This window comes from Neptuniibacter sp. QD72_48 (assembly GCF_047778065.1).
Classification (GTDB): domain Bacteria; phylum Pseudomonadota; class Gammaproteobacteria; order Pseudomonadales; family Balneatricaceae; genus Neptuniibacter.
In genome coordinates this window covers 273,595-293,026 of record NZ_CP180547.1, presented here as the reverse complement: position 1 = coordinate 293,026, position 19,432 = coordinate 273,595, and the positions used below count along the sequence as shown (strand labels likewise).

At 45.0% G+C, this 19,432-nt stretch carries 15 protein-coding genes and 1 tRNA gene; 12 read left to right on the top strand and 4 right to left on the bottom strand.

Translation table 11 applies throughout. From position 1 onward, the window contains the following. Positions 1–180: 180 nt before the first annotated feature. The 4 genes from ACMXYX_RS01225 to ACMXYX_RS01210 all read left to right on the top strand — a co-directional run bounded on the left by ACMXYX_RS01225 (position 181) and on the right by ACMXYX_RS01210 (position 3,058). Positions 181–426, top strand: a complete 246-nt coding sequence (locus ACMXYX_RS01225; protein ID WP_415883180.1) for a hypothetical protein — start codon at positions 181–183, stop codon at positions 424–426. A gap of 294 nt (positions 427–720) precedes the next feature. Beyond that, positions 721–984 carry a PepSY domain-containing protein gene (locus ACMXYX_RS01220; RefSeq protein ID WP_415883179.1) on the top strand — a complete coding sequence of 88 codons (264 nt, stop codon included), beginning with the start codon at positions 721–723 and terminating at the stop codon, positions 982–984. A 13-nt stretch (positions 985–997) separates the two neighbouring features. Next, a complete protein-coding gene (locus tag ACMXYX_RS01215) occupies positions 998–1,687 on the top strand; it encodes a response regulator transcription factor (protein WP_415886645.1) in 690 nt (229 codons plus the stop codon). Between the two features lie 9 nt (positions 1,688–1,696). Next, positions 1,697–3,058 carry an ATP-binding protein gene (locus tag ACMXYX_RS01210; RefSeq protein ID WP_415897363.1) on the top strand — a complete coding sequence of 454 codons (1,362 nt, stop codon included), beginning with the start codon at positions 1,697–1,699 and terminating at the stop codon, positions 3,056–3,058. Here ACMXYX_RS01210 and argA read toward each other — a convergent pair. Beyond that, positions 3,055–4,392 carry an amino-acid N-acetyltransferase gene (gene argA / locus ACMXYX_RS01205; RefSeq protein ID WP_415883176.1) on the bottom strand — a complete coding sequence of 446 codons (1,338 nt, stop codon included), beginning with the start codon at positions 4,390–4,392 and terminating at the stop codon, positions 3,055–3,057. The genes ACMXYX_RS01210 and argA overlap by 4 nt on opposite strands. A 177-nt stretch (positions 4,393–4,569) precedes the next feature. On the opposite strand from argA, the gene ACMXYX_RS01200 reads away from it, so the two are divergent. Both ACMXYX_RS01200 and glnE read left to right on the top strand, forming a co-directional pair. Further along, complete coding sequence (locus ACMXYX_RS01200) at positions 4,570–5,691, top strand: inorganic triphosphatase (protein WP_415897362.1); 1,122 nt, start codon at positions 4,570–4,572, stop codon at positions 5,689–5,691. Between the two features lie 98 nt (positions 5,692–5,789). Next, entirely contained in the window at positions 5,790–8,690 is a 2,901-nt protein-coding gene (glnE, locus tag ACMXYX_RS01195) for a bifunctional [glutamate--ammonia ligase]-adenylyl-L-tyrosine phosphorylase/[glutamate--ammonia-ligase] adenylyltransferase (RefSeq protein WP_415897361.1), read from the top strand. A gap of 76 nt (positions 8,691–8,766) precedes the next feature. On the opposite strand, the gene ACMXYX_RS01190 is transcribed toward glnE, so the two are convergent. Then, entirely contained in the window at positions 8,767–9,765 is a 999-nt protein-coding gene (locus tag ACMXYX_RS01190) for a branched-chain amino acid aminotransferase (RefSeq protein WP_415883173.1), read from the bottom strand. 360 nt (positions 9,766–10,125) lie between these two features. Here ACMXYX_RS01190 and waaF point away from each other — a divergent pair, with 360 nt between their 5' ends. From waaF to ACMXYX_RS01175, 3 genes are all read left to right on the top strand, one after another. Continuing rightward, complete coding sequence (gene waaF, locus ACMXYX_RS01185) at positions 10,126–11,151, top strand: lipopolysaccharide heptosyltransferase II (protein ID WP_415906397.1); 1,026 nt, start codon at positions 10,126–10,128, stop codon at positions 11,149–11,151. Beyond that, positions 11,148–12,149 (top strand): lipopolysaccharide heptosyltransferase RfaC, encoded by a 1,002-nt coding sequence (gene rfaC, locus ACMXYX_RS01180; protein ID WP_415883171.1) that lies wholly within the window; start codon positions 11,148–11,150, stop codon positions 12,147–12,149. Before waaF ends, rfaC begins: the two co-directional genes overlap by 4 nt. Positions 12,150–12,346: 197 nt before the next feature. After that, positions 12,347–15,406 carry an EAL domain-containing protein gene (locus tag ACMXYX_RS01175; RefSeq protein WP_415906396.1) on the top strand — a complete coding sequence of 1,020 codons (3,060 nt, stop codon included), beginning with the start codon at positions 12,347–12,349 and terminating at the stop codon, positions 15,404–15,406. Between the two features lie 24 nt (positions 15,407–15,430). Here the strand turns inward: ACMXYX_RS01175 and ACMXYX_RS01170 are convergent. Together ACMXYX_RS01170 and ACMXYX_RS01165 are read right to left on the bottom strand one after the other, a co-directional pair. Beyond that, a tRNA-Thr gene (locus tag ACMXYX_RS01170) sits at positions 15,431–15,506 on the bottom strand. Positions 15,507–15,627: 121 nt separating this feature from the next. Next, complete coding sequence (locus ACMXYX_RS01165; RefSeq protein ID WP_415883169.1) at positions 15,628–16,008, bottom strand: hypothetical protein; 381 nt, start codon at positions 16,006–16,008, stop codon at positions 15,628–15,630. A 136-nt stretch (positions 16,009–16,144) separates the two neighbouring features. On the opposite strand from ACMXYX_RS01165, the gene ACMXYX_RS01160 reads away from it, so the two are divergent. The 3 genes from ACMXYX_RS01160 (at position 16,145) to ACMXYX_RS01150 (ending at position 19,117) form a co-directional block, all read left to right on the top strand. Further along, the gene (locus ACMXYX_RS01160; protein WP_415883168.1) at positions 16,145–16,654 is read left to right on the top strand and encodes a hypothetical protein; all 510 of its coding nucleotides are present in this window, start codon (positions 16,145–16,147) and stop codon (positions 16,652–16,654) included. A 149-nt stretch (positions 16,655–16,803) separates the two neighbouring features. After that, positions 16,804–17,814 carry a zinc-dependent alcohol dehydrogenase family protein gene (locus ACMXYX_RS01155; RefSeq protein WP_415883167.1) on the top strand — a complete coding sequence of 337 codons (1,011 nt, stop codon included), beginning with the start codon at positions 16,804–16,806 and terminating at the stop codon, positions 17,812–17,814. Between the two features lie 319 nt (positions 17,815–18,133). Next, positions 18,134–19,117: an HDOD domain-containing protein gene (locus tag ACMXYX_RS01150; protein WP_415883166.1), complete on the top strand. Its 984-nt coding sequence runs from the start codon at positions 18,134–18,136 to the stop codon at positions 19,115–19,117. Positions 19,118–19,432 lie beyond the last annotated feature (315 nt).

Below are 19,432 nucleotides of genomic sequence, written 5' to 3'. Positions count from 1 at the left end.
AACCGTTGCGAAAACCGTCGTTCCAATATTGCTTTGTTCGCAACAGCATATACCACGAAATGCGTTACCAAATGCACGAGGCTAATCCGACCAATAGATTAAAATTATGCATGTTCCAGCCCTTGCAGAGTCGAAGCCCGCACTCTAATCTTGGCAGCTTAGTTGTGTTAGAGGTTAATCATGTCCAACTTAGATAAAAAAGAGATTCGCTCTGACAAGTGGATGCAACTCTTCATCAAATCAGGCGTTCCGATCGCCATCATCAGCATTATCTGCTTGTGGGTGGGGTGGTTTTTCAAAATCCCTTCCCTAGGCCAAATATTTATTGTTACTGCTGCGATTGCGCTTGCGATCGGTATGGCTTACAACGTTCGCTTTGTCATTCTTTCGGTTAGACAATTAAAAGAAAAACAAAAGAAAGACTGATCTACTCCCAGTATCTCGATTTCTCTCTGGGAAACTTCTGTGGGGAGGCCCTCCTCACAGAATACCATTCACACTCGATACAGTTTCACGCCCGTAAGCTAGGCTATAAATTCTTTATATAAGTAATTTATCTGGTCACACGAACTATTTACTATCCATTCCATAGTACGGGATACTTAGAAATTAACGAAAAAACGGCCCATTCTGCATTCTTCCGAGAGTCAGATACTAAGGCTTAATATTCTATTGTTTGTGTAATCTGAATAGTGACCTGCACCAATGAGGTTTTCCCACATGCTCAAGCAGCAGATTCGATATGCTGTATTGTTACTAAGCCTAATGACTGGCTTAGCACCAGTGGCAATGGCAGACGATTCGCCATTAACACTCAAACAAGCCATGACCGCCGCGATTGAAGCAAGCGGTGGTGAAGTAATAAAAACAGAGACTACTGAATTTAAAGGACGTGCCGTTTTTAAAATACGCCTCGTTAAAGAGGGTCATGTTAAAGATATCTTGATTGACGCCAAAAGCGGCGCCGTGATTACCCCCAAATAAGGAGTTAAATACAATGAAGTTACTTGTTGTTGAAGACGATCCAGATCTACGCCGCCAATTGACGACTGCCTTAGAGGGTAACAACTATACAGTTGAAGAAACTGCTGATGGTGAAGAGGCACTATACATGGGCCAAGAATATCCATACGACCTCGCAATAGTCGATCTTGGTCTACCAAAGCTTTCTGGGATTGAAGTCATCAAGAAATGGCGCGCAGAAGGTAAAGAGTTTCCGATTATCATTCTAACCGCCCGCGGCGACTGGCAAGACAAAGTAGAAGGTTTAGAAGCAGGTGCAGATGATTACCTAGTCAAACCTTTCCATATGGAAGAGCTACATGCACGCCTAAACGCTTTATTACGCAGAGCAGCAGGTCACGCGAAACCTGTGCTTGAGTTTGGCCCGCTCAAAATCGATACCACTGGCCGCGTTGTTTACCGCAACGGCGAACCGGTTAAGCTAACAAGCTATGAGTATCGCACCTTCGAATACTTGGTATTAAATACAGGCAAGACCATTTCAAAGAGCGAGTTAACTGAACACTTGTATCACCAGGACTTCGACCGCGACAGTAATGTACTGGAAGTATTTATCCGTCGTTTACGTCAGAAACTGGACCCTGATCAAGAGTTACAGCCGATCACTACCGTACGCGGGCTCGGCTACCGTTTCGCCCTCACAACTGATCAGCCAAACGACTAAGGATAGTTCGTGAATATTCGATCTCCCCTGCAGTCATTGCAGGGGCGACTGTTGATTGCATCAGCAGTCATTCTTCCAATCGTTCTTCTTATTGCAGGATTAGCCTTGAGCAAGGCTTACCACAGCAGTTTAGAAAACTCGGTGAGAGACCGTTTGCAGCTACAGGTTTACCTGCTCCTTGGTGCAGTAGAACTGAAAGAGGATCATATTCTCTTCCCTGAGCGATTACAGGAACCTCGCTACGAACAGATTAATTCCGGTTTATATGCCGCTATACATGATCAAGAGGGCAATATTCTCTGGCGTTCTCTATCATCTTTACTTCTAGACGACCCTCAGCTTTCTGAAGTGATAAACCTTAGCGGATTAACCACTGGCGAGCCGAGGTTTGAACATTTGGAAGAGGCACAACTCTACCGATTCCAACTACGCATCATTTGGGAAACAGCAGGCAAAGAAAAGTCATTTCTGTTTACCGTAATGGAATCAGATGATCTCGTGATTCGCGATATTCAAGCTTATAACCAACAGTTAACGGCTTGGCTTGGCATCATTTTCCTCGTTGCGCTATTGGCGCAAACCTTCATCCTCAGTTGGGGCTTAACACCATTAAGGCGACTCGCTAAAGATCTTAAGGCGATTGAAGCTGGTAAAGCGGAGAAACTTAAAGGCCTTTACCCTGATGAAGTTGAACCGGTAACCACTAACCTTAACGGCTTAATTGAGAGTGAGCGTAAACAGCGAGAACGTTATCGAAATACCTTGGGGGATCTAGCTCATAGTCTGAAAACCCCACTTGCGGTAATGCGTGGCGCGGAGCTAGAAGAACACGAACTGCACACCTATCAATCTCTGGTATCTGAGCAAGTGGAACGCATGGATCAGATTGTTCAGTATCAGTTGAGCCGTGCAGTGAAGAGCAAGAACAAGCCTCTCGGTAAAGCGGTCCCTGTTGAGCCCATCATAGAACGAATGCTCTCGGCTCTTGGCAAAGTCTATCGAAATAAAAATGTTGTTACTGAAACATCTTTATCAGAAAACCTGACCTTCTTTGGGGATGAACGCGATCTCATGGAAGTGTTGGGTATGATCATGGAAAACGCGTTTAAGTACGGTCATAGTCAGGTTGCTATCTCTGCATCACAATCTGATCGAGAGTTAAAAATAACCATCTGTGATGACGGCCCCGGAGTAACACCAGAGATGCGCCAAGTCATTTTACAACGCGGCGCTCGCTTGGATACGTCAATTCAAGGACAAGGGATTGGCTTATCTGTAGCCACCGATATTATCAGTAGCTACCAAGGTCAGATTGAAGTGAAAGACTCCCCACTTGGCGGAGCCTGCTTTGTGATTCACTTCCCAAGTTAAAGATTAAGCATAAACACTTTGGAATTGCGCTGGAGATTAAACAGCGCTTTCTTCTCACCCGGCAAGTTATCCACAGGGGTTTCGACAAAACCACGCTCAACAAACCAATGCGCCGTCTTAGTTGTCAGCACAAACACCTGCTTAAGGTTGTGCTGCAGCGCTTGCTGTTCAATCGCTTTAAGCAGCTTATCGCCTCGTTCAGCCCCTTTATATTCTGACGAAACGACCACACAAGCCAACTCTGCCATCTGGTCTTCTGGGAACGGATATAGAGCAGCACAGCCAATCACCACGCCATCACGTTCGATAAGCGTGAAACGTTCGATCTCATTTTCTAAGACTTCACGCGAACGCCTTACCAGGGTGCCATCCTGCTCTAAAGGTTGGATCAATTCTAACACCGCACCTACATCTTCAATCGTTGCAGAACGAAGCTGCTCGTAGGAATCTTGCAGCACCATAGTACCCGAACCATCACGGGTAAATAATTCACCTAGTAAAGCACCGTCTTCTTTATAACTGATAAGATGGCAACGACGCACACCCTTGCGACAAGCAGCAACTGCGGCTTCTAAATGACGCGACATTTCCGTATGTGGTTGGTCTGTATCTTCCAATGAAGATAGATACTGCCCAACCAAGCGTTCAGCCTTGCGGGTCAATAACTCACTACGCAATTTGCCCGAGCTATCCAAAACACCTTGATCCGCACCAAACAAAATCAACTTATCAGCATCTAAAGCACTGGCAGCAGCCGTCGCTACATCTTCAACTGATAGATTGAATACTTCACCGGTTGGTGAGTAGCCTAAGTGAGAAAGTAGAACGATATTGCCATCATCTAACTGCTGGGTAATGGCATCATGATCTAAGCGACGAACTTCACCCGTATGGGCCATATCGACGCCGTCCAGCACACCAACGGGCTTCGCTGTCACAAAGTTGCCAGAAACAACCTTAATGCGCGCACCGGCCATCGGCGTATTAGGCAACCCCAAAGACAATCTCGCTTCAATTTCTGCCCGCACAATAGCGGAGGCTTGAATGACACAAGTCAGGTTTTCTTGATCGGTCACGCGAAGGTGATGATGCAAACGTGTTGTTAACTGCTTTTGTGCAAGCTGTTCTTCGACCTGTGGTCGCGACCCGTAGACCAAAATCAAACGCACACCTAAGCTATTCAGCAAGGCGATATCATGCACAATGTTGGCAAAGTTAGGATCAGCAACGGTTTCCCCACTCAACATCAACACAAAGGTGTTACCCCGATGCGCATTGATATAAGGAGAGGAATGGCGGAACCAATTGACGTATTGTTTAGTGTCGTCGTTCACAGTCAGTCTACAAGCAGTTTTCAATGATTAGGTCTATTACAGCTACTGTAGGCTTAATCGGCACAAAAGCCAAATATTCATCCATCTGAACATTACTCGGCAAGAGTGATTTAAAGCCCTATCTTAGTGCGTTAGACTGCAAACTTAGATGGCAGCCTATAAAGAGAAAAAACAGAGATGGCATTAGAAGTAGAGCTAAAGCTAACTTTAAGCCCGCATCATGTGGAATCATTAAAACTACAACCACTGTTCCGCTCCTCTCAAGTTCGAGAATTGGGTAGTCACCAGTTAGGTAACATCTATTACGACACCCCCGATCAGCAACTGACTCAACATCGTGTAGCCCTGCGCATTCGACGCAAAGGTGAACAGCTGATTCAAACACTGAAAAGCAGTGGTTCTTCTGAAGCAGGTATGCACTCACGCAAAGAGTGGGAGTGGCTGATTAAGCAACCGGAATTAGATTACGCACTACTTGAAAGTGCAGAATGGCCTAAAGCCCTTCAAGACCCGAATATCCACGCTCAAGTCGCACCAATTTTTAGCACCGACTTTACCCGTACAACGTGGATACTCGATACCCTGGATAGCAAAGGTAATGTGCTAAAAGCCGAGATCGCTTTAGACCAAGGCACTGTGAGTGCTCATGGCCGAGAAGATCCTCTGTGTGAGCTAGAGCTGGAACTGCTGGAGGGCGAGGCGACTGAGATGGTCAAATTCGCATTAGATCTAGCGAAACATATCCCTCTCTATATTAGCGATATCAGTAAAGCGGAAAGAGGCTATCGACTTCTCGATCCAGAGGCCTATGACGTTCATCGTAAACTTCCTGAATTCGATGAATCTACTACGCTAGAACAAAGCTTCAGCACTTTGTTGCAAAAAGAACTCGGTCTGTGGCCACGCTATTTAGAAGCTTGGCAATTTACTCAAGATTGGAAATACATCCCCCTAGCACTCGAGTCACTGCGTAATATTGGCGCCCTCTACGAGACCTACAGCGATATTGTGCCTGCAGAACCTGATGGCAAGATCGACTTCCTTCTCAGCAAACTGATCCGTCAGTTACGAGATATCGATGCGTGGCGACGTACAGCAGTTATCTCTGGTCAAAAAGAGAGTGACTTGATCAAGCAACAGCAGCAACGCTCAGAAGCGCGCTTAAATGTATTATTGCAAACAGCAGAACCGGGCGTATTAGCACTGCTGATATCAGAACAGCTGATAGAGAAATCTTGGCGCGAGCGCTGGCAGGAAAGCCACCAGCAACTTGCCCAAAGTTGTTTAACAAAAGCATGATAAGCATCACTCATTCAGTTGTTTTAGACTGTTAGAATGATTTTGGGGTCTTCATTTAATTCGGCCCCAAGTTTCACATTTCAGGAGACATAAACCTTATGCTCAAACCGCACATGGATTTACTGCCAGAAACACTTCAACCAGTACTCAGCAAAAACTGGGAACCCCTTGAAGAAACTCTGACTACACTGAGCAATACCCCTGAGAGTTTCAGTCAGGACTTAAGCCGAGTTCTGACCGGCAGTAACTTCGTGGCGGAGCAACTCGAGCGTCGCCCAGAGATGTTGAGTTCGCTCCTTGAAAGCGGTGATCTATACAGCACCTATTCAGAAGAGCAGTATCACAACACACTGAAAGAAACCTTTAGCTCTTTAGAAACAGAAGAACAGCTTCACAAAGCGATCCGTTGTTTCCGCCAGCGTGAACAAGTTCGATTAATCTGGCGTGACCTCACCCGTGCCAGCGATATGCGCACAACCACCCGTGAACTGTCTTGGTTGGCTGATGCTTGTGTCGAACAAACCATGAACTGGCTTTATGACCAAGCGTGCGAACGTTGGGGCACACCAACTGGCAGACACAGCCGTAAGCCGCAACGCATGGTTGTACTTGGCATGGGTAAGCTAGGTGCAAACGAGCTGAATTTATCCTCCGATATCGATCTAATCTACGTTTACCCAGAAAACGGTGAAACCGAAGGCAGCAAAAAATGCCTCGACAATCAGGACTTCTTTATCCGTCTAGGCAAAAAACTGATTCAGGCATTGGATAACAGCACCATCGACGGCTTTGTATTCCGTGTCGATATGCGCCTACGTCCTTTCGGCTCAGCTGGCCCCTTGGCGATCAGTTTCGATGCTATGGAAGGCTATTACCAAGAGCATGGTCGTGAGTGGGAACGCTACGCCATGATCAAAGCCCGCGTAATGGCCGGTGATAAAGAAGCGGGAGATGAGCTAATGCAGATTCTCCGCCCATTCGTGTACCGTAAATATATCGACTTCAGTGCTTTTGACTCTCTTCGTGAGATGAAAGAGATGATCAGCCGCGAAGTTCGTCGCAAAGGACTTAATAACAACGTAAAACTTGGCTCTGGCGGTATCCGCGAAGTCGAGTTTATCGCCCAGGTGTTCCAACTGCTGCGTGGCGGTCGTGATACACGTCTGCAACAACGCGAGCTGTGTAATATTTTACCGATTCTGCCAGACGTCGTAGGCATGCCGGAACAAGCCTCTAAGGAGCTGATGGCGGCTTATGAATTTCTCCGTAACGCAGAACACGCCATCCAAGCGGTAGCTGACAAGCAAACTCAAGAACTACCAATCGACGAAGTAGAACAATGCCGCTTAGCATTCAGCATGGGCTTTAACGATTGGGATAGTTTCGCAGCAGAACTAGAAAGTCACCGCGAGAAAGTACGTATCCACTTTGCCGATCTGATTGCGCCTTGTGAAGAAGCGGAACCTGAAGAGGATTCTGCATGCGACGATACTTGGCTGTCTCTATGGAATGACGACCTCGAAGATCAACAGGCGATTGACCTGCTTGAAGAACAAGGTTTTGACGACCCTAAAGAGGCATGGCACAAGATCAACACTTTGCGCGAATCGCGTACCGTGCAGATGCTACAGCTCATTGCGAAAGAACGCTTATTAGCCGTACTGCCTATTTTGCTACGTGAAATCGCCGCGACCGAAAATGCGACAGAAACCTTAGGTCGAGTCTTAACTCTGATCCAAGCGATCTTAAGGCGTTCAGCTTATCTAGTGTTATTGGCCGAAAACCCAACCGCACTTCAGCAGATGGTGAAACTCTGCTCAGCATCTAGCTGGTTCTCAGAAAAACTAGCGAAGCAGCCAATTCTATTGGATGAATTGATTGACCCTAGCAGCCTATATTCGCCACCGGATAAAGCTCAGCTAAACAGCGAACTACGCCAGCAACTGCTACGTATTCCAGAAGAGGATACAGAACAGTTAATGGACACCCTACGTTACTTCAAGAACGCTCACTCTTTGAAAGTAGCGGCATCTGAGATCACGGGTGCGTTGCCGCTCATGAAAGTAAGTGATTACTTAACTTGGACAGCGGAAGTTATCTTAGAAGCAGTGGTCGATATCGCTTGGAAGTTGATGACCGAAAAGCACGGTGCTCCACAGAAATCCGCAGGCGTACCCTGCAACCCAGACTTTATCGTTTTGGGTTACGGCAAAATGGGCGGGATCGAGCTTTCCTATGGCTCGGATCTAGACCTAGTTTTTATTCACGATTCTGATGCGAACCTGTTTACCGATGGCGAGAAACAGATCGCTAACTCGGTCTTCTTTACTCGCTTAGGTCAGAAGATCATCCACATCTTAAATACATTCACCACCTCAGGTCAGCTGTATGAAGTGGACATGCGTCTGCGTCCATCTGGTAACTCCGGCCTATTGGTAAGTTCTCTTAAAGCCTTCTCCGACTATCAACACAAAGAAGCGTGGACTTGGGAACATCAAGCCCTTGTTCGTGCACGCGTTGTTGCCGGTGATGCAGCTCTGAAAGAGAAGTTTGAAGAGGTGAGAGCCGAGATTCTTAAACTGCCTAGAGAAAATGAAAAGTTACTAGAAGAAGTAACAGAGATGCGCGAGAAGATGCGTGACCATCTGGGTAGCAAAGGTAATGATGAAGAGAACCCTGTGTTCCACCTTAAACATGACCGAGGTGGCATTGTTGATATTGAGTTTATCGTTCAATACTTAGTTTTACGCAATGCCGGTAAATGCCCTTCTCTTTATGAGTTCACCGACAACATCCGTATTTTAGATGCTGCCGAGCAGGTCGAGTTAATCAGCCAAGATACAGCTGAAACCCTACGAGAAGCTTATAAAGCTTATCGCGCAGCAGGCCATCGTCAAACCTTGCAGGATCGCTCCAATACCATATCTGGCGCTGAGATGACCGAGATGCGAAATGCAGTCGCAAGCATCTGGCAAGGGATCATGTCAGGGGAAAGCTAAGCTTTCTCCTGATAACGAAAAAGGGCAGCACCTGCGAAGGTACTGCCCTTTTTTATAAAACTGTCTAGGGAGGCCTTTAAACGTCGGTCAACCAACCGTGCTTATCTTCTGCCTTACCCCATTGGATATCGTTTAGCGCCTTACGTAAACGTAGAGTTGTCTCGCCAATACCACCGTTACCAACGCTGTACTCTTTATCGTTATAAACCATAGTACCCACTGGCGCCAATACCGCAGCTGTACCCGAAAGAGCAGCTTCGCAACCTGGCTTAGCAATACGCTCAAGCATCTCTTCTACCGAGATACTACGCTCAGACACTTTAAGACCTAAATCACGGGCAATGGTTAGAACAGAATCACGCGTTACACCGTGCAGGAAGCTTTCATCCAAATCACGTGTGATAACTTCATCACCATCGATTAGCAGGAAGTTAGCTGCGCCAGTTTCCTGAATATCACCGTTTGGACAGAACAGAACCTGATCAACATTGTGCTCAGCTTTAGCTTTCATCGTTGGCAGTAATGCACTCGCGTAGTTGCCACCACTCTTGATCATGCCATTGTGAGGCGCACAACGTAGGCCGTTATCTTCTACCAACAAGCGCAACGCGCGATCACCACCCGCAAAGTAATCACCTACAGGTGAAAGCAGTACGTAGAAACAAGCCGTTTCAGATGGCGCAGCCGCTTTACCGATCGCAGGCTCAGTACCAAACAACGTTGGACGGATATACATAGAACCCGGAGGCGCTGGAACTTCATCAGCAAAACGCTTCACTGTATCCAGAATCATCTGAGTTACAAATTCCTCATCCAATTCTGGCAGTGCTAATAGACGCGCACTTTGCGCCATACGAGATACGTTACGATCAATACGGAAAACTTTGATCGAACCATCTTCATGACGGAATGCTTTAAGACCTTCAAAACACGTCGAAGAGTAATGCAGCACATGCGCACCTGGGTGCAAGTTGATGCTGTCACTAGGGACCATTTCGACCGCACTCCAGCTGGAACCGTCAAACCAAGAGATTGACATTTCAGGCATAAAAACGGAGCCGAATGCAGTTGCCATGAGACCTTCCTTCTAATTATTTTGATGCGTTACTGTTTTGCCCTTCGATACACTCGATACAGGGGCAAACAGAGATAATATGTACAAATTTAGGGCTGATATTCTAATCCTGATAACAGAAAATTGGAATTCCCTGAGCCCTTCAACAGCGCATCTTGCGGAATTAAAGTACCAATAAACCCAATAAGAATTGAAATTGGGCGTTTTTCTCCAATTCTTGTATGATTCTCACCTTATCAAATACTGGTTTTATCGGGCTGTCTAAGCACGATAACGCACTATTTTTGATCGCAGTCTAAAAGCAACAGAGCAGAAGGTTCACTCTCCTATGTCGTTCACACAGCAAATGGATAACAGCTAATGAAAACGCTTATCATCGGCCCATCTTGGGTAGGCGACATGTTAATGAGCCAATCTCTGTACCAGCATCTAAAACAGAAGAACCCAGATATTGAGATCGACGTGTTAGCGCCAAATTGGTGTCGACCTGTTTTAGCGCGTATGCCCGAGGTCAATAAAGCGATTGAGATGCCAGTAGGACATGGCAGCCTGCAATGGGGTCTACGCAAACAGATTGGTCAGGAACTCGCTAAAAACGGTTATGAGCAAGCTCTCGTGCTGCCTAACTCACTAAAATCTGCGTTAATCCCATGGTTTGCCAAAATCCCAAAAAGAACTGGCTGGCGTGGCGAGATGCGTTATGGCTTGCTGACCGACCTTAGACCACTGGATAAAGAAGCCTATCCATTGATGGTTCAGCGCTACCTTGGCCTAGCAGAAGCACCAGGGACACCCGCCATGCCGATGGAACAGATCCCTTATCCGCAACTGACAGTGGATAGCGCCGAATACGAAGCAGCTCTAGCTCAGTTCAAACTAAACCCTGATAAAGCGATCGCGTTTTGCCCAGGTGCCGAGTTTGGTCCAGCTAAACGCTGGCCAGATTATCACTATGCAGCACTAGCAAAGCTATTAATTGCTGATGGCTACCAGATCTGGCTATTTGGCTCCGAAAAAGACAAGCCGGTATGTCAACAAATTCAAGACCAGCTTACGATTGAAGAACAACAGCGCTGCAGCAACTTAGCCGGAGTTACCTCCCTACCGCAAGCTATCGACCTGATCGCGCATTGCCAAGCGGCGGTGAGTAATGATTCTGGATTGATGCATATTGCGGCAGCCGTCAATGTGCCGCTTGTTGCACTCTACGGTCCTACCAGCCCTGGATTTACACCACCGCTATCCGATAAAGCAGAGATCATCAGGCTGATCGAAGGCTACCAAAAAATTAGAAAAGGTGATGCCGACCAAGGCTATCATCAAAGTATGATCGATATCACACCTGAGCTTGCTTATAAGGCAACCATCAACGGATTAAACCGATGAAGAAGGTTCTCGTTGTTAAAACTTCATCCATGGGCGATATCATCCATACGTTGCCTGCGCTCACAGACGCGGCTCGCGCAATCCCGGGCGTACAGTTTGATTGGGTCGTAGAAGAAAATTTTACCGAAGTTCCTTCATGGCACCCTTCGGTTAATCAGGTTATACCGGTTGCCATTCGACGCTGGCGCAAGAATATCTGGAGCACACTAAAAAGCGGTGAGTGGTCCGATTACAAGCAGCGACTGCAAACAGAAAAGTACGACGCTGTTATTGATGCCCAAGGCTTACTCAAGAGTGCTGTACTGGTCACACGCTTAGCAAACGGTCCTTCATTCGGCTTAGGGAAAGATTCTGCCAAAGAGCCTTTAGCTGCACGATTTTACGACACCTCAGTTTCGGTTCCGAAACAGCAACATGCCGTTGAGCGCGTTCGCCAATTGTTTGCCCAAGCGCTTGGGTACAATCTCTCAGATGAGCGTGGTGATTTTAATATTCGTCAGCACTTTTTAAAGCAAACTCATCGCGAAGCGCCTTATCTAGTCTTTCAACACAGCACCACTCGCTTTGATAAGCATTGGCCTGAAACCTACTGGCATACGTTGATCAAATTCGCTGGTGATGCCGGCTGGAAGATCAAACTGCCTTGGGGCTCTGAACCTGAGCAACAACGTGCACAAAGACTCGCCGCAGCACACGAAAATGCTGAGGTGTTACCACGTCTGCCTTTAGCCGAAATCGCTACAATCCTAACGGGTGCAAGCGCTTGTGTTTCTGTGGACACGGGTTTATCCCACTTAGCTGCAGCCTTGGATACGCCTAATGTCATTCTATTTGGCCCAACTGATCCTGGTTTAGTTGGTGGCTACGGCAAAGACCAAACCTGCCTACAAGCCAGTAGGTTCCCTGCAAATCAGAACAATGTGGAACCAGCGATTTTTGCGCCTTTAACACCAGAAATAGTTTGGTCATATTTAGAGCAAAGCTTGCATAACCAATAGAAAAAAAACAAAACTTTGACTTTGATTCTTTGCCTATCAGGCAAATAGTTCTAGGATAAAGTGAAGGATTTCACCTAAGAAAGCATTAAGCGCACTAATGTACAGGAGCGAGCATTAGCTAGCACGGCAACGATTGCATAGACCTAATTTGTCGACCACTAGCTGCGTTCGACTTTGTTGTATTAAGAAGGTTTACTTTGGCAACAGATCACTCTGAATACGTTCATATCAATAAACCCATCCGCGGCTTGTTAGCATTAGTCGTTTTACCGCTGTTTTTGATCGCGATTGGCGGTATCGGTATCTATTTAAATCTAGCAAGTAAGAGTGAAACTGAAGCACGCAATCACAGCCAAAACATAACTAAGCTGCTAGCAAGCCAAGCCGATGCATTTATCCGTAATAGAACACACGCAGTTGCGCTAATGGCAGGTGAACAACAAATCACCCAATACATACTTAATCCCGATACAAATCGCTCTCGAATCAAGAAAAAACTAAAACGTTACTGCCATACATTGCAGGCATCGATCTGTTACATCATGGATAAGAACGGCGTTACCCAAGCAGACAACCGCCCACCGGAGACGAGCCTTGTAGGAAAAAACTATGCTTTTCGCCCGTATTTTCAACAAGCGATTCAAGGTATACCAATCGTTCACTTAGCTTTGGGCGTCACAACAAAAAAACGCGGTCTCTATTTCAGCCACCCTATTTATTCAGATGCTAAGTCTCCTATTGGGGTAGCTATAATCAAGTTCCTACCTGATCAAATTGAAGAGCGTTTCCATCGACTCCCAGGTAATGCATCTTTGATTGATCCGAACGGTGTTGTCTTTGCTTCCAACAATGAAAACTGGCTATATAAGACCCTATTCCCTCTCTCTACAGTACAAGAAAAGCAGGTCGCAGCATCACGACAATTTGGCGATTCAATACCTGAACATTTAGGATTCAGCCGCAAGTTAGATAGCTCAGTGATAGAGAAGGATGAACAACTGTTTATCTATGAAAACGCGCCATTAGAAGAGCTGCCAGGTTGGCACATCTCATTCCTCTTAGAACCTGAACAATTTCAGACTGCAGAACAGATAACTCAGCATCAAATCGCGTTATCCTTAATTGGAGCGATGTTCTTTTTAACCTTAGTTGCAATCAAACTCCTCTACCGCCAGCTTAGGCAAAGCTTAGGTTCGACCCAACGCTATCAGCATGAGTTAGAACAAAGTGAACAACGTTTACAACGTTTTGAAGAGGTCACCTCCGAAGCAATCTTCATCCATAATTCGCAAGGCATAGTCGACCTTAATAGAAGAGCAGAAGAACTATTTGGCTATAGCTACCAAGACTTTATTAAACTGGACCCTCAAACCTTATTTACGCCGGAAAGTTTGCCAACAGCACTTGAACATGCACGAAACACATCTGAGCAACCTTACCAAGCCGTTATTATTACCAAACAACAAGAAGAGATTCCTGTAGTCATCACAGGTCGAAGGGTGCTATGGCATGGTGAGAAAGCAAGGGTAGCCTCATTCCGCGATATCAGGAAGCGAGTTGAAACACAGAAAAAATTGTCTGCTAGTGAAGACCGTTTCCGCCAACTATCAGACCTTGTCGCCGAAGGCTTGCTGATCTATAGCAATCACAAAATCATCGATGTAAATCAGGCCCTGTGCCGAATTTTTGCTACCGATAGAGAAACCCTCATTGCCTCTTCCTTGGATCACCTTTTCAATAAAGAGATATCCGAAGAGATCTTAGAGCTAGAGCAGACAGATAAGTCCTCTTTTGAAATCACACTGCAACGTGGAGACGGCTCTATCTTCCCTGCAGAGATTTCCTCTGCCAGCATGCTATTTGATGATGACCTGTTTAATATCGTCTCTATACGCGATATTAGCCGACAAAAAGAGCAAGAGGAGCATATTCTCTATCAAGCGCAATATGACCTACTCACCAACATTCCCAACCGTGTATTAGCACGTGATCGCGCCGAACAAGCAATCAAAAAAATGCGTCGAGAAGGCCGGAAACTGGCCTTAATGTTTATCGATTTGGACGACTTTAAAAAGGTAAATGACAGCTTAGGCCATGATATTGGCGATCAGCTACTGCAACAGGCTGTCGAGCGCCTACAAAGCTGCTTAGCCGAAAACCACACATTGGCTCGCCATGGCGGAGATGAATTCTTAATTATTCTCGAAGATCTCGAGAAACCAGAACAAGCGGAACTTACTGCTGAACTCATTTTAGAAAAGTTCTCGCAGCCCTTCGTAATCCAAAGTAAACAACTCATTGTTACAGCCAGTATAGGTATCGCCATATTTCCAGACGATGCCGTCGACTTTAGAGCATTATTACGTGCTGCTGACATCGGTATGTACAAAGCTAAAAAAGATGGCCGTAACCGCTTCCACTATTACACTCAAGAGATGAATGATGTCGCTGTTCGACAATTAGAACTCGATAACTGTTTACGTTCAGCCATCGCCAACGATGAACTCAGTTTGGCATTTCAACCGCTGATATGTGGATTAAACAACGACCCTAAAATTGTCGGTGCAGAAGCACTTTTACGGTGGCACTCGCCTAAACTAGGCGAAGTATCCCCAGCCGAATTTGTACCATTAACCGAACAAACAGGCCTCATCATTCCAATCGGACGCTGGGTATTAAAACAAGCCTGCAAACAAGCGCAACGCTGGATTGAACAGGGTCATGCTGGCTTCACTATATCTGTTAACGTTTCGCCGAGGCAGTTTAAGGGCAATGACTTTATAAAAGATCTGAACCAAGCACTTGAATACAGTGGCCTCAGCCCTGAATACTTGAAGCTTGAAGTAACAGAGGGGCTGATTATTGAGGCATCCTCCAAACTTGATAACACCCTACAAGCAATTTCAGACATGGGCATCCAGATCTCAATGGATGATTTTGGTACCGGCTATTCCTCTCTAAACTATCTACAACGCTTCCCGTTCGACAACCTGAAAATTGATCGGTCATTTATCCGAGAACTCGCGACAAATCCAGATTCACAGATCTTAGTCTCTGCAACTATAGCTATGGCCCACCAGCTTGGCCTAAGCGTGACGGCAGAAGGGATAGAGACAGAAGAACAGAAAGAGTATTTACATGAGCTACGTTGCGATTACCTACAAGGCTATTTGCTTGGAAAACCCGTTACAGCGCATATGTTTAGTGAAGCAATAGAGCGAGGAATACAAAAAAATCCAGATGGAGATAATGCTTAAAGAATGCCTAGAAAGGTGAGAAAGTGGTGCCGGCACCAAGAGTCGAACTCGGGACCTACTGATTACAAGTCAGTTGCTCTACCAACTGAGCTATACCGGCACATCTCAGAAGAGGACGCGAATAATAGGCAGTTATTCGACACGAATCAAGACTATTTTTAAAATTATTTCAAAAGCGATTAATTAACATACAAATCAGGTGTGGAAAGAGGTCTTTCCCTCTAATCCAAATTATCTAGCCACTCCTTTCCTTGCTTCTCTGTCTTAAAGAACTCAAATTTTATCTCGTGTTGAAAACAAATCGCTTTGAGCATTCTGAGATCATCTTCATTCGAGTGCGCGAGGTCGATATAGGCGATTTGAAGATGAGTCCAGTCATTATTCACAAACTGATCAACTACATCATACGCTTCCATCACAGGAATAGACCCACATATATGAGATAGATAAAGCACCTTGGTTTGACCTATAGATTCAGCTGTCTCTGCAATCGCTGCCCAAACAGCCAAAGCATCTCTAACTGCATGTTCAGGCTGACGATTTCCAAAGACCTCAACCCGGATAAAAAACGGGGAATGTTCAATCTCATACTGATAGGTCATTTCGCTATAAATCGATCAAGTTATTAACCACCTAATTATAGACAAAGATATTCAGTGCTAAGGACGTAAAGCGTTTTTGTTCTATTCATTTACAATCAAACACATAAAGAACCATATTCGATAAGAGGGGTTACCTTTGAGACTCTTAGCTTGCTTAATGATCCTTAGCGCTTCAGGTATCGTCCTAGCAGATTCAACCAGCTGTGCTGATAAGTTTGAACTCTACGCAAAAGCCCAAACTACCTGGCAATATGACAGTGCCAAACGCGCCGTCCAGCTTCTGCCTGAATATGCTGAGCGAATAAACCACTATAGAGACACGCAACTGCTTTCGATTGAACGTCGTGTTCTTGCGGTGAAATTAGCGTTAAAACATACCCCAGACAAAGTACAAACTTGGGGCAGCATCAACAACTGGATAGACCTCTCCACAGAACTAGAAGCAGAACTCGCTCAATACGATCCAAACCTCAGCACGCTGTCGCAAATGCATAAAAAGATGACAACGCAACCAGAGATAGAAGTCGATAACAATTTTCATCGCACTTTCCAAACAGCAGCATTAAGCGATGATGCCTTTCGACAGCTAATGGATAATTTCAATCTCCGATCACGCGATATCAACAGTATGAGCTGCGAGAAATAGAACCTCTTAGGGGGCGACTCTGTCCCCTACCCTTTTCTATCTCCTAAATCTGAAAACAGTCACTACTTTAGAGCCATTTTTCACCTTAATGGTTGCCCCTTCCATATCTCAGTGCCACTCTTTCCTACAACATTTAGTGGAGAACAGATATGCGCGCGTACCAAGTAGATTCCGCCGAAGGCATTCAAGCGATTAAGCAAGTCGAAATAGAAACGCCTAAACCCAAGGGCAAAGAGATTCTGGTTAAGATGAAGGCCTGCTCTCTCAACTATAGAGATACGTTAATTACTTTAGGTGGCTATGTACGGAATGATGTACGCCCAATCATCCCTCTGTCTGACGGCGCTGGCGAAGTGGTTAGTGTGGGTGACGAGGTTACTCAATTTAAGGCAGGCGACAGAGTCATTGGTAACTTTTTCCAACACTGGGTAGATGGCGAGATCGATGATCAAGGTCTTAATTCGGCTCTGGGTGGCGCAATAGATGGAGTGCTAGCGGACTACTTTATTCTGCAAGAAGATTGCACGGTAAAAATCCCTGAACATCTATCTTACAGTGAAGCATCAACCCTCCCCTGCGCAGCAACAACTGCTTGGCACGCCTTAGTTAACGTCGGCAATATTAAAATGGGTGACACCATTCTTCTATTGGGTACGGGAGGGGTTTCTATTTTTGGCTTACAGCTAGCGAAAGCTAAAGGTGCCAAAGTGATTATCACCTCATCTAGCGATGAGAAATTAGAACGTGCGAAAAAACTCGGTGCCGACCACACGATCAACTATAAGACCTCGCCAGATTGGGAAGAAGAAGTGCTTAAACTTACCAACGGTCAAGGCGTTGATAACGTATTAGAAGTAGGGGGCGCCGGCACCTTCGAGAAGTCCGTTGCTTCTACAAAAGTTAACGGTACTGTGTCCGTAATTGGCATTCTAAGCGGCTTAGAAAACCCGACTATCAGCTTAATGACGATTTTTAACCTTTTGAGAATACAAGGTATCTATGTAGGTAGTACCGAAATGCTTACACAGCTCACGGAATTTATGGCTGAGCAAAATATGAACCCTATCATTGATAAAACATTTTCATTCAACGATGCCCAAGATGCTTATGAATACATGGCAGCAGCTAAACATTTTGGCAAAGTGGTTATAGAAGCCTAACCCCCCAAAAATTGATATGAATGAAGCTGTAGTACTTATAGCTTCATTCATTAAGCCATACAACAGAATCAAAAATATAAGTGTTCTAACACTTCATGATGCAGCTTCTTTTTCAAAGCACGACTTCTGGCTTTTTCTAGCAATATCCAGGAATACTCAAAGCAACTATCTGTAACTAAAAGGTTAATTCCCTACATAAGTAAAGCCTATATAATGAGTAACCATTCCAAATTGTGACTAAGATCAGATCACACGTAATAGAAGTCAGCTATTCTTAAGGGACTTAGTAGTAGCACAACCTTAAAAGCTGGTGTTTAGAGTGATTTTTAAGTCCCTATTCAAAAAAAAAGAAGCAAACTCACCTCAAGTTCCAGAGACAAAACGTAGAGCTCCGCAAGCAACTGCAGAGGAGATCTCTCAGCTTTTTATAAGCACTCTTTTAGAGCAAGATGTGCAAAATGAACATAATAGTATTGGCAATACAAACGAGTTAGATGACAAGCTCGTCGCTAAAGTAATAGCCGAACTTACTAATTTCAATCCCGATACTATTCCTAAGATCGCCAATGCTTCTCTAGAATTGATGGAAGCGTTAATTGATGAGAACGTCTGTTCCTCTAAAATTGTTGCAACCGTCAAAGAAGATCCTGTATTACTTGGAAAGTTACTCCATCTAGCAAATTCTGCCTTTTATCGCTGTAGTAAAACAGAGATTGAAAGCATTGATGATGCTGTAATCATGATGGGTAATGATGAAATAAGAAAACTCGTAATCAGCACATTGATGGTCGACAACCTGAAAATCAATTCTGTCTATTTCCGCTTTTTTGGCGCTAACATATGGCAACACTCCCATGATGTGGCAACAATGGCTGCTTTATACGCATCCTCTAAAGGAATGAATGAATTTCAGGCTTACCTCAATGGGTTACTTCATGATGTTGGCAAATTAGTCATCTTTAAACTCCTCATTGATGTTCTTGAAACAGAAGCACCTGGCACATACCCGTCCAAATCCTTCTTCAGTGACATCATGAATCGCTACAGTCACAAATTTACCTTAATGGCATTGAAAGAATGGGCACTAAATCCTGATTGGATCAGACCCATTCTTACATATCAGAGCAAGGTTAAATTGGAGAGTATGGACCTAAACAGTCAAGCTCTTTACATAGGTAATTATTGCTCCGAACTCACTCGTCTACGCCAGTCAAAGCTAATCGACGATGAAGAGCTCTCTAGGCAGTTGTATAGCAAAGGGATCGAATTAGAAATTTATAAAGAACTTATAAATAAACTCTGACAAAAGTCACATCTATATTAACAGATCACACGAAGCCCATAGCTCAGGCCCCTAGCTTAATAGAGACATCGTCTCAAAAACATTAAGAATAATCACAACAATATGAGCAAGTTAAAACCTTACAAATCACATTGACATATAAGAGACAAAAAGTATTATTCATACCGCATCACAACAAAGAAACTGCATCGCATGGACAAGGACGACGATTCATTCTATCCACACTGCAGAACTCTTTTAGAGCATTAAAACGGCCATCCGTTACCGCCAAGATATCTAGATACAATTCTACAACTTCATATTACTACGAAATTT

Excerpts from the sequence above, each read along its gene's own strand:
- ACMXYX_RS01225 (WP_415883180.1), top strand. The coding sequence starts at position 181 with ATGTCCAACTTAGATAAAAAAGAGATTCGCTCTGACAAGTGGATGCAA.
- ACMXYX_RS01190 (WP_415883173.1), bottom strand. The coding sequence starts at position 9,765 with ATGGCAACTGCATTCGGCTCCGTTTTTATGCCTGAAATGTCAATCTCT.
- rfaC (WP_415883171.1), top strand. The coding sequence starts at position 11,148 with ATGAAGAAGGTTCTCGTTGTTAAAACTTCATCCATGGGCGATATCATC.
- ACMXYX_RS01155 (WP_415883167.1), top strand. The coding sequence starts at position 16,804 with ATGCGCGCGTACCAAGTAGATTCCGCCGAAGGCATTCAAGCGATTAAG.
- ACMXYX_RS01220 (WP_415883179.1), top strand. The coding sequence starts at position 721 with ATGCTCAAGCAGCAGATTCGATATGCTGTATTGTTACTAAGCCTAATG.
- ACMXYX_RS01200 (WP_415897362.1), top strand. The coding sequence starts at position 4,570 with ATGGCATTAGAAGTAGAGCTAAAGCTAACTTTAAGCCCGCATCATGTG.
- glnE (WP_415897361.1), top strand. The coding sequence starts at position 5,790 with ATGCTCAAACCGCACATGGATTTACTGCCAGAAACACTTCAACCAGTA.
- waaF (WP_415906397.1), top strand. The coding sequence starts at position 10,126 with ATGAAAACGCTTATCATCGGCCCATCTTGGGTAGGCGACATGTTAATG.
- ACMXYX_RS01165 (WP_415883169.1), bottom strand. The coding sequence starts at position 16,008 with ATGACCTATCAGTATGAGATTGAACATTCCCCGTTTTTTATCCGGGTT.
- ACMXYX_RS01215 (WP_415886645.1), top strand. The coding sequence starts at position 998 with ATGAAGTTACTTGTTGTTGAAGACGATCCAGATCTACGCCGCCAATTG.